The organism is Streptomyces sp., from assembly GCF_035563135.1.
Lineage (GTDB): Bacteria > Actinomycetota > Actinomycetes > Streptomycetales > Streptomycetaceae > Streptomyces.
Genome location: NZ_DATMVN010000353.1, coordinates 1 through 10,550, shown reverse-complemented (window position 1 = coordinate 10,550; position 10,550 = coordinate 1). Strand labels below are relative to the sequence as shown.

The following is a 10,550-nucleotide window of genomic DNA, read 5'->3' as shown; positions in this document are numbered from 1 at the left end:
GCGCGCCGCCAGCGCGATGTTGCGCGCCATTCCGCCGAACACCACCGCGTGGAAGGGCGACACGCCCCACCAGTACGCGTGGCCGAGCAGCCCCGACGGATGGAAGAGGGCCCGCTGCCGGTAGCGCGTCCGCCCGTCCTCACCCTCCTCCGCGTACATCTCCAGCCAGGCCAGGCCGGGCAGCCGCATCTCCGCGCGCAGCCGGAGGAGCCGGCCGGGCCGGATCTCCTCGACCCGCCAGAAGTCCAGGGAGTCCCCGACCCTCAGCCGCTGGGCGTCCCGCCTGCCCCGGCGCAGCCCCACGCCGCCGAACAGCCGGTCCAGCCAGCCCCTGACGGCCCAGGCCAGGGGGAACGAGTACCAGCCGTTGTCACCGCCGATCCCCTCGACGACCCGCCACAGGGCCTCCGGCGAGGCGTCCACGTCGCGCTCGCGCACATCGGTGTACAGGCTCCCGCCCGCCCACGCCGGGTCGGTGGGGAGCGGATCGCTGGGAGTGCCCGGGACGGACGCGGAGGACCACCGCGTCGTCACCCTCGCCTCACGCACCCTCTGCAACGCGAGCGAGAGAGCGGTGGCGAAGGAGAAGGGCTGCCCGGGGCCGTCCGGGACGTGCTCGGCGATGTCGTGTTCGTGGCACACGACCTCGTGGCGCAGGGACTCCGCGAGCGGGCGGGCGATCGACGCGGGCACGGGAGTCACCAGCCCCACCCAGTGGCTGGACAGACCCGGTGAGAGCATGGGCACCGGCAGGATGAGCCGGTGGGGGAGCCCGGCGACCTGTGCGTACTTCTGCATCATGTCGCGGTACGTCATGACGTCGGGCCCGCCGATGTCGAAGGTGCGGTTCACCTCGGCGGGCATGTGCGCACTGCCGACGAGGTAACGCAGCACGTCCCGTACGGCGATCGGCTGGATCCGCGTCGACACCCAGCTGGGAGTGACCATGACCGGCAGCCGCTCGGTGAGGTAACGCAGCATCTCGAAGGACGCCGAACCCGAACCGATGATGACCGCGGCGCGCAGGACGGTGGCCGGCACGCCCGAATCCAGCAGGATGCGGCCCACTTCGGCACGCGAGCGCAGATGGGGGGACAGTTCCCGCGCGGGGACGCCGGCCGGGGTGAGCCCGCCCAGATAGACGATGCGCCGGACACCGGCCGCTTCCGCCTGTTCGCCGAAGATCCGCGCCGCCTCACGGTCGGTCCTCTCGAAACCGGGTCCGGCGGTCAGCGCGTGGACCAGGTAGTAGGCGATGTCGATGCCGCGCATCGCCGCGCTCACGGAATCCGCGTCGGTCACGTCCCCCTTGACCACCTCGGCGGCACCCGCCCACGGGTGGTCCCGCAGCTTCTCCGGGGTCCGCGCCAGACAGCGCACCCGGTGCCCGGCCTCCAGGAGCCCGGGCACGAGGCGGCCCCCGATGTACCCCGTCGCGCCCGTCACCAGACACCGCAGCCCGCCGCTGCCGTCCTTGCTCTCCATGGCCCCTCGCTCCGGCTCGTGTCTCCTTCTCCCACCGTGTCCCCGTGCGGGCGGTTCCGCCTGCCGACGGGGCCGAGGCGCTGAGGCGGGACGAACCGGCGAACGTTCTCCGCGCGGACCCGGGGGAGGAAGTCCGAGGGCTGTGGCGGGCACCCTGCTGCTCCTGTACGCGCCCTAGTATGGGGCGGTGAACAGCACAGACGACCCTCGCGACGGATCTGGCACGGATGCGGCCGGGGCGTCGGAGCTCCAGGCCCTGGCCGTGGAGCTGCGACGGATGAACGGTGAGATCAACCGGCTGGTTCACTCGTTCGCACAAGCTCAGGGCCTCCATGCGACGGATGTGCAGGCGCTGGGCGCGATCCTCGACGCGGATGTGCCGCTGACCCCCGGGCGGCTCCGTGAGCACCTCGGCCTGACGTCGGGGGCGGTGACGGCGTGCCTGGACCGCCTGGAGCGCTCCGGGCACATCAGGCGTGCGCGGGAGAGCCGCGACCGTCGTGTCGTCCACCTGTACTACGAGCCCGCGGCGAGGGCGGCCGCGCGTTCGTTCTTCATGCCTCTCGCGCAGGCGGCGGCCGGTGCGCGCTCCGCGTCCGAGCCGCAGGAGCTGGAGGCCGCGCTCCGCTTCCTCGCCCGGATGAACGCCGAACTCGCCCGTATGCAGGTTCCCCGGCGCTGAACCGCCGCGCCGGTGCTTGAACACACCCAGCGGCCATGTAATCTCAATCATTGAGATACATCATGATTGAGAGATCGCGGCCGACCCAGGAGTGCCATGTCCACCGCATCGAGGCCGGTCCGCCGGCTGATTCTTGTCCCCGTGTTCCTCGTACTGGCCTGGCTCGTCGTCGGTGGTTCGTTCGGCTCGTACGCCGGAAAGCTCGGGGAGGTAGCCACCAACGACCAGGCCTCGTTCCTGCCCCGGAGCGCCGAGTCCACACGGGTCGTCGAAGCCCGGAAGGCGTTCAGCGAGCAGGAGACCATGCCTGCCGTCGTGGTCTGGACGTCGGACGAGGACGGCGAGGAACTCGGCCCGGAACAGCAGAAGGAGGCGACCGCAGCCCTGGCCTCCCTGAAGAGCGGGCCAGGGGTGGCCGGCGAGGTGAGCCCCGCACTGCTCTCCGAGGACCGCGAGGCGCTGGAGGGCGTCGTCCAGCTGAGGCCGGACCTGGGCGACGAACTCCCTGACGCCCTCGCGCACATCCGGAGCGCTGCGGAGGGCGTGCCGGGCACGGTGGCCGGGATCGCGGGCCCTGCGGCCTCCCAGGCCGACCTGTCGGACGCCTTCGCCGGCATCGACGGACTGCTGCTCGGCGTCGCACTGGTGACCGTGCTCGTCATCCTGCTCCTGGTCTACCGGAGCGTCCTGCTGCCCCTGATCATCATCATCGGTGCGGTCTTCGCCCTCGGCGTCTCCTGCGCGATCGTCTACGTCCTGGCCGACCACGACGTCCTGCGGGTCGACGGCCAGGTCCAGGGCATCCTGTCGATCCTGGTCATCGGCGCCGCCACCGACTACGCGCTCCTGCTCACCGCGCGCTTCCGTGAGGAGCTCGGCCGGCAGCCCGACCGGTGGACCGCGATGCGCGCCGCGCTCCGTGAGTCCGTCGGCCCCATCACGGCCAGCGCCGCCACCGTGGCCCTGGGGCTGCTGGCCCTGCTCCTCAGCGACCTGACCAACAACCGCGCGCTCGGCCCCGTGGGGGCCATCGGCATCGTGTGCTCGGTCCTGAGCGCCCTCACCTTCCTGCCCGCCGTCCTGGTCCTGCTCGGCAGGGCCGCGTACTGGCCGTCCGGCCCGAAGAAGGGACGAACCGAGCCCGAGGCCGGTTCGGCGGGTGTCTGGTCGCGGATCGCCGGGCTCGTCGACCGCTCCCCGCGCAAGGTGTGGGCCGTGACGCTGGCCGGCCTCCTGGCCTGCGCGGCCTTCATGCCGACGCTGAACTCCAAGGGGGTGCCCCTCGAGGAGATCTTCGTCAACGACACGCCGTCCGTCACCGCTCAGCAGACCCTCGGCCGCCACTTCCCCGGAGGATCGGGCAACCCCGCCGTCGTGATCGCCAGCGCCGGCCGTTCGAAGCAGGTCGCCGCGGCCGCGGAAGAAGTCCCCGGTGTCGCGAGCGTCTCCGTGATGACGGCCTCCGGCCGCCCGGGCGGCGGTGAACCGCTCGTCGTGGACGGACGGGTCCGCATCGACGTCACCCTGGCGGACGCGGCGGACAGTGACGCCGCCAAGAAGACGGTCACGCGGCTGCGTGACGCGGTCCACGCCGTCCCCGGTGCGCAGGCACTCGTCGGCGGTTACACCGCGCAGCAGTACGACACCCAGAAGACCGCCGAACACGACCGCAACATCATCGTGCCGGTGGTGCTGGTCATCATCCTCGTCATCCTGATCGGCCTGCTCCGCTCCCTGCTGATGCCGCTGCTGCTCGTCGCCACGGTGGCGCTCAACTTCCTCGCCACCCTCGGCATCTCCTCGCTGGTCTTCGAGCACGTCCTCGGCTTCGGCGGCACCGACTCCTCCGTCCCGCTGTACGGATTCGTCTTCCTGGTCGCTCTCGGAGTCGACTACAACATCTTCCTGATGTCCCGGGTCCGTGAGGAGTCCCTGATCCACGGCACGCGCAAGGGTGTACTGCGCGGACTGACCACCACGGGCGGGGTCATCACGTCGGCGGGCGTCGTCCTGGCGGCCACCTTCGCGGCCCTGGGAGTCATCCCGCTCGCCTTCCTGGTCCAGATCGCGTTCATCGTCGCTTTCGGAGTCCTGCTGGACACCCTCGTCGTGCGTTCGCTGCTGGTACCCGCCCTGGTCAGGGACATCGGACCGACGGCCTGGTGGCCGGGCGCCCTGAGCCGGAGCGGGAAGGACGCGCCGGAGGCGAGCGCCCCCCTGCCGTAACCCGGGCGGCGGAAGGCGCCCGGCCGCCGCGCATGTCCCGGTGAGACAAAAGTCCCACCGGGACATTTTCGGGTGTACGATGCATCTATGAGTTCGACAGGGAACGGCCCGGACAGGCGCGGCCGCAAGGCGCGCAGGACCCGGGACGCGCTCTCGCAGGCCGCGTTCGATCTGGTACTCGAACGCGGCCTGCGGAGCGTGACGGTCGAGGAGATCGCGCAGGCGGCGGACGTCGACCGGCGCACCTTCAGCCGATACTTCCCGAACAAGGAGGCCGCCGTCCTCGACGTAGTGCGGGGCGACGGCGACAGGATCAACCGAGCGCTCCGCGAGCGCCCCCTGGCCGAGCCACCGCTCACCGCCTACCGCCGGGCCGTCCTCGACTGGCTCGACGACGCGGGGGCGACGCCCTGGCACCTGCGGCCGCGCATCTTCGACCTGCTGGTCATGGCCGAGGAGGAGCCCACTCTGTACGCGGCCTACCACCACATCCGGGTGGACGCCCAGGAGGAGTCGGTGGCGGTCCTGGCGGAACGGCTCGGTACCGATCCGCGGCAGGATCTCCGCCCCGCCGTGGCCGTCGCCGCAGGAGCCGGAGCGCTCCTCGCGGCCCAGGCGGCATGGGTCCGGGGCGGCCGGCCGGCCGCCCTGCCCGAGCTCGTCGTACAAGCCTTCGACGCCCTCTCCGCCAACCTGCTGGAATTCCGGCAGGACGGGCCGGCGCCCCACAGCACCACGCAAGGAAGCACATCATGAGCACGAACCTCCCCACCGCCTACGAGGCGGAGTTCGCCGGCAAGGTCGCCCTCGTCACCGGCGGAGCGTCCGGCATCGGCCTCGCCCTCTCCCGGCGCCTCGCCGCGAGCGGCGCGGCCGTCGTCGTCGCCGACCACAACGAGGACAGCGCCCGCAAGGCCGCCGGCGAGATGCAGGCCACCGGCGCCCGCGCCGCCGCGGTCGCCCTCGACGTCACCGACCCCGCCTCCGTCGAGGCCGGCGTGCGGTTCGCCGTCGACACCTTCGGCGCCCTGCACCTCGCCGTGAACAACGCGGGCATCGGGGGCCCCGCGCGGACCACCGGCGAGTACGGGATCGAGGACTGGAACAGGGTCGTCGCCACCAACCTCAGTGGTGTCTTCTACTCGTTGCGCTACGAGCTCCCGGCCATCCTGGCCTCGGGTGGCGGCGCCGTCGTCAACATGTCGTCGATCCTCGGCACCAACGGCTTCGCGAACTCTCCGGCGTACGTCGCCGCGAAGCACGGCGTCGTCGGTCTCACCAAGACCGCCGCACTCGAGTACGCGGCACAGAACGTCCGCATCAACGCGGTCGGACCGGGCTTCATCGACACCCCCCTGCTCCGTGACACCGACGCACCGGCCCGTGACCACCTGATCTCCCTGCACCCGGCCGGCCGCCTCGGCACCTCGGAGGAGGTCGCCGAGCTCACCGCCTTCCTGCTCTCCGACCGCGCCTCCTTCATCCATGGCAGCTACCACCTGGTGGACGGCGGTTTCTCCGCCTCCTGACTCCCGAATGGCGCACCGCCACCCCGAGGGTCACAAAGGAAGTACGGAGAACGAAGGAGAGTCATGAAAGCCGTCCAGTACCGCACCATCGGCGCCGCACCCGAGGTCGTCGAGATTCCCGAACCCGTCGCCGGGCCCGGTCAGATCCTGCTGAAGGTCAGTGCCGCCGGTGTCTGCCACTCGGACATCGCCGTGATGAGCTGGCCCGCCGAGGGGTTCCCGTACGAACTGCCGCTCACGCTCGGCCACGAGGGTGTCGGCACGGTCGCCGCGCTCGGTGAGGGCGCAGTCGGGGTCTCGGTCGGGGACGCGGTCGCCGTCTACGGCCCCTGGGGCTGCGGCACCTGCGTGAACTGTGCGGAGGGCCGGGAGAACTACTGCCTGCGCGCCGCCGATCTCGGCATCAACCCGCCCGGACTGGGCAACCCGGGCGCCATGGCCGAATACATGATCGTCGACGATGCCCGGCACCTGACGCCCATCGGTGACCTGGACCCGGTCAAGACGGTCTCGCTGACCGACGCGGGCCTCACCCCGTACCACGCCATCAAGCGCTCGCTGCCGAAACTGATGCCCGGCGCCACCGCCGTGGTCATCGGCACCGGCGGCCTCGGCCATGTCGCCATCCAGCTCCTGCGCGCCATGACCGCCGTACGCGTCATCGCCCTCGACGTCACCGAGGAGAAGCTGGCACTCGCGCGGACCGTCGGCGCGCACGAGGCCGTGCTGTCCGACGAGAACGCCGCCGCCAAGGTCCGCGCGCTCACCGGTGGCACCGGAGCCGAGGTCGTCCTCGACTTCGTCGGCGCCGAGCCGACCCTCGCGACGGCCGGTGCGGTCGCCTCCATCGACAGCGACATCACCATCGTCGGTATCGGCGGCGGGCTGCTGCCCGTGGGATTCGGTGTCCTGCCGTTCTCCACCTCGGTCTCCGCACCGTACTGGGGCTCGCGCAAGGAGCTCGCCGAGGTCATCGAGCTCGCCCACGCCGGGGCCGTCGACGTGCACGTCGAGACGTACTCCATCGACGAGGCCCCGCTCGCCTACGAACGGCTGCACGCGGGCAAGGTCAACGGCCGCGCGGTCATCCTGCCCAACGGCTGACCGGCCGGGACGGCTCGCCGGGACGCCTGCCGAAGGCGCCCCGGCGAGCCGTCCGTGCCCTCAGGAAGCAGCCGTCGTGACGTCCGTGCGGGTCAGCCGCACAGGCTCGGTGCCGGACGAGCTGTGCCGCTCGGCCCAGTTCTCCAGCGCCGTACGGCAGGCGTGGTCCAGATGGTGCAGGCCGGACAGGTCCAGGGCGATGGGCCGGTCCTTGGGCAGGGACTCCAGGCTGTCGAGTATTTTCGGCAGCCGCAGGAAGGTCGCGTTGCCGGACAGCCGGGCGCGGACGCCGTCGGCGCTGCTGCCGACGATCTCCAGTCTGATGTGGGAGGCGTCCCAGGCGGCCTTGGCCACGGACAGGGCCAGACCCGTCAGCACGCCCTCGAACATGTTCACCGTGACGATCGTCAGGGCCGTGACGACCAGGATCAGCGCCTCGCCCCGGTGTTCGCGCCACAGTGCCACGAGCGAGCGGAGCGGGATCAGCTTCCAGCCGGCGTGGATGAGGATGCCGGCGAGCGCGGGCAGGGGGATGAGAGCAAGCGCGGAGGGAAGCAGGGCTGCGAACAGCAGCAGCCACACACCGTGCAGCACCCGGGAGGCCCGGGTCCGCGCACCCGCCCGTACATTGGCCGAACTGCGCACGATGACGGCGGTCATCGGCAGTGAGCCGAGGAGGCCGCACACGGTGTTGCCCGCCCCCTGGGCCATCAGCTCCTTGTCGTACTCGGTGCGCGGCCCGTCGTGCAGCCGGTCCACCGCGGCCGCGCTGAACAGGCTCTCCGCGGAGGCGATCAGGGTGAACGCCGCCACGGTCCCGAGCAGACCCATGCTCGCGAGACCGCCGAACTCGGACAGGGCGGGGGGCTGGACGGCGTCCAGCAGCCCTTGGACCTGGACCGTTCCGACCGGGAGATCGAGGACCAGCGTGACGAGTGTGGCCAGTACGACCGCGGCGAGGGCACCCGGGAGGGCCCTCACCCGCTTCGGCATCCTGTTCCACCCCACCACCAGGGCGATCGTCGAGGCGCCGACCGCGAGTGAGGCGAGAGCCGGAGGACTGGACACGGCATCGGCCAGCAGCCCCGGAATGCCCGTCATCTTGCCCGTGCCGGAGGACGGGGCCTCGACGCCGGCAGCCGCGTAGAGCTGACCGGCGATGAGGACGAGGCCGATGCCCGCGAGCATGCCCTCGACCACCGAGAGCGAGATGGCCCGGAACCAGCGGCCCAGCCGCAGTGCGCCCATGGCCAGCTGGAGCAGCCCCGCTGTCAGCACGATCACCCCGAGCGCGGGCAGCCCGAAGGACCGGACCGCCTCGAAGACGAGCACGGTGAGACCGGCGGCCGGCCCCGACACCTGGAGGCTGCTGCCGCGCATGAGGCCGGTGACGAGACCGCCCACGATGCCGGTGATCAGTCCCAGCTCGGCCGGGACCCCCGACGCGACGGCGACGCCCACGCACAGCGGCAGGGCGACGAGGAAGACGACGAGTGACGCGGCGAAATCCTGCCGCAGATGAGGAAACCTGGTGACTCGGTCCATGGCGGCCCTCACCCCGTGCGGAAAGGGGCCGAGCGGACATCGCCGGGCGGGGGTGCCCAGACGGCGTTCTCGCTGATGAGCAGGGTTTCTGCCGCAGAGTGATCGACGTGGGATTGCATACCGGTGGTTCCTCCTGGCGCGCCGAAGGACGGTGCGTAGGCATACGTACGAGAACTGGGGCCTGGAGGGCAGGTCGACATGCCCCCGTGCCGACGGGTCCCGCAGGACCGGGGGCAGGGGCAGGTCCACGAGCACCTGGGGTCAGCTCAGCAGCGGAACACCTGGAGCACGGGGGAGGAATGCGCGGTAGAGGATCTGGAGGTGTGGTGCGCATTGCCCATCGCGGCGACGGCCGCCGGGGCGAGCATGCCGCCCCCGTCGATCGTCACCACGGAACGCGACGGCGCCTCGGGAGGGGGGACGGTGGCGGAGCGATGCCGGTCACGAGGGCGCAGAAGGCCGTTGGACTCGCCGCGACCAGGTGTGCCGCAGGTGCCGTACTCACCGGGTGCTTCGCCTGCGGGCACCTCCGGGGCGCCGGCCGTCCTGCTTTCCGGGACGTACGCGTGGGTATCCGGCGCCTGCGCACCGGAGTACGGGGCCAATAGGAAGCCCATCAGAAAAGCGAGCACGAACCGGACCGCCACTGCTCGCACCCTGCACCTCCTTCCGGACCCCACTCGCCCTTCGGACGCTAACAGGCCGGGGGACTTATGGAGTTACCCCTTCGTGAAGAGTCCGAAAGTCGATGCCCGACGAGCCGAATTATGTAATGGGGAGCTGCGGGCCTGCGGGCGGCCTCACTATCGGTTCTCAGTATTTGAGATTCTTCGCCGCTGTTCGTCATATTGCATATGCCGCTCGAACGGCAATCGTCATATTCGCACGGGAGTTCGCTCCATGGGTATGTGCTGACCGGTTATCGGAGCGGGGACCGCACCGTACCCGCGTCCACACCGAGGGCCTCGGCGAGAACGCGGGTGCGGGCCCTCGCGCGGCTTCTCGAACCGCTTCCCCGCCCTCGCGAGCTTGTGGCGGGCCTTCTTGATGACCCGGCGCCGACGTTCCTTCGCGGGGACGGCGGAGACCGGGCGGGAAAAACATACGCGAGCGCGTGTCGTCCGCATGATCGAGGGCAGGGGTCAGTCGAACGTGAGCGCGAACCGAGTGGTTGGCCGCCGGAGCCCTGTCTTTCACCCGGCATGCCTCCTCGGCCCCGGCGCACCAGGCAGCTCGCTGTCCGCGTGCGGCGCCGGGCCGTTTTCCCCGTGACGGCCAGTCGGATCCTTTTGGCGCGGCGGATGGCGGACGACGGAGTGCATTTCCTGTTTATGACGTCATTCAGGGGAACACTCGGTCGACATGCCCCCGACGGAGAAGGAGTGCAGACCATGACCGATGCCGAGAGCGCGCGGCCCGATGAGGACGCAGGACGTCCGGTGCTGACCAACCGGCAGGGACATCAGGTCTACGACAACCAGAACCAGCGCACGGTCGGTGCCCGGGGCCCCGCGACCCTGGAGAACTACCAGTTCCTGGAGAAGATCAGCCATTTCGACCGGGAGCGCATCCCGGAGCGCGTCGTGCATGCGCGCGGAGTGACCACGTACGGCTTCTTCGAGGCGTACGGCAAGTGGGGCGACGAGCCGATCGGCCGTTACACCCGGGCCAAGCTGTTCCAGGAGGCGGGCAAGCGCACCGACCTCGCCGTCCGCTTCTCCACCGTCATCGGCGGCCGCGACTCCTCCGAGGCCGCCCGCGACCCGCGCGGCTTCGCCGTGAAGTTCTACACCGAGGACGGCAACTGGGACCTCGTCGGCAACAACCTCGGCGTCTTCTTCATCCGCGACGCGATCAAGTTCCCCGACGTCATCCACTCCCTCAAGCCGGATCCGATCACGTTCCGGCAGGAACCGAACCGGATCTTCGACTTCATGAGCCAGACGCCGGAGTCGATGCACATGCTGACGCACCTGTTC

The 10,550-nt window shown here is 70.7% G+C and carries 9 protein-coding genes; 6 read left to right on the top strand and 3 right to left on the bottom strand.

Going from position 1 to position 10,550, the window contains the following annotated elements:
• A partial coding sequence (locus tag VN520_RS15385; protein ID WP_325747480.1) for an SDR family oxidoreductase occupies window positions 1–1,485 on the bottom strand: 1,485 nt, incomplete at its 3' end.
• Between the two features lie 187 nt (window positions 1,486–1,672).
• Here VN520_RS15385 and VN520_RS15380 point away from each other — a divergent pair.
• From VN520_RS15380 to VN520_RS15360, 5 genes are all read left to right on the top strand, one after another.
• On the top strand, window positions 1,673–2,167 hold the full coding sequence (locus VN520_RS15380) for a helix-turn-helix domain-containing protein (protein ID WP_325747479.1): 495 nt from the start codon (window positions 1,673–1,675) through the stop codon (window positions 2,165–2,167).
• Window positions 2,168–2,263: 96 nt separating this feature from the next.
• On the top strand, window positions 2,264–4,393 hold the full coding sequence (locus VN520_RS15375; protein ID WP_325747478.1) for an MMPL family transporter: 2,130 nt from the start codon (window positions 2,264–2,266) through the stop codon (window positions 4,391–4,393).
• 87 nt (window positions 4,394–4,480) lie between these two features.
• Window positions 4,481–5,149, top strand: a complete 669-nt coding sequence (locus VN520_RS15370) for a TetR family transcriptional regulator (RefSeq protein ID WP_325747477.1) — start codon at window positions 4,481–4,483, stop codon at window positions 5,147–5,149.
• Window positions 5,146–5,922, top strand: coding sequence for an SDR family NAD(P)-dependent oxidoreductase (locus VN520_RS15365; protein WP_325747476.1), 777 nt, complete (start codon window positions 5,146–5,148; stop codon window positions 5,920–5,922). Before VN520_RS15370 ends, VN520_RS15365 begins: the two co-directional genes overlap by 4 nt.
• A 63-nt stretch (window positions 5,923–5,985) precedes the next feature.
• A complete protein-coding gene (locus VN520_RS15360) occupies window positions 5,986–7,026 on the top strand; it encodes an NAD(P)-dependent alcohol dehydrogenase (RefSeq protein ID WP_325747475.1) in 1,041 nt (346 codons plus the stop codon).
• Window positions 7,027–7,086: 60 nt separating this feature from the next.
• Here VN520_RS15360 and VN520_RS15355 read toward each other — a convergent pair whose 3' ends face one another.
• Window positions 7,087–8,571, bottom strand: coding sequence for a SulP family inorganic anion transporter (locus tag VN520_RS15355; RefSeq protein ID WP_325747474.1), 1,485 nt, complete (start codon window positions 8,569–8,571; stop codon window positions 7,087–7,089).
• Window positions 8,572–8,837: 266 nt separating this feature from the next.
• On the bottom strand, window positions 8,838–9,227 hold the full coding sequence (locus VN520_RS15350) for a hypothetical protein (RefSeq protein WP_325747473.1): 390 nt from the start codon (window positions 9,225–9,227) through the stop codon (window positions 8,838–8,840).
• A gap of 735 nt (window positions 9,228–9,962) precedes the next feature.
• On the opposite strand from VN520_RS15350, the gene VN520_RS15345 reads away from it, so the two are divergent.
• The coding region (locus tag VN520_RS15345) for a catalase (protein WP_325747472.1) at window positions 9,963–10,550 on the top strand (588 nt) is incomplete at its 3' end.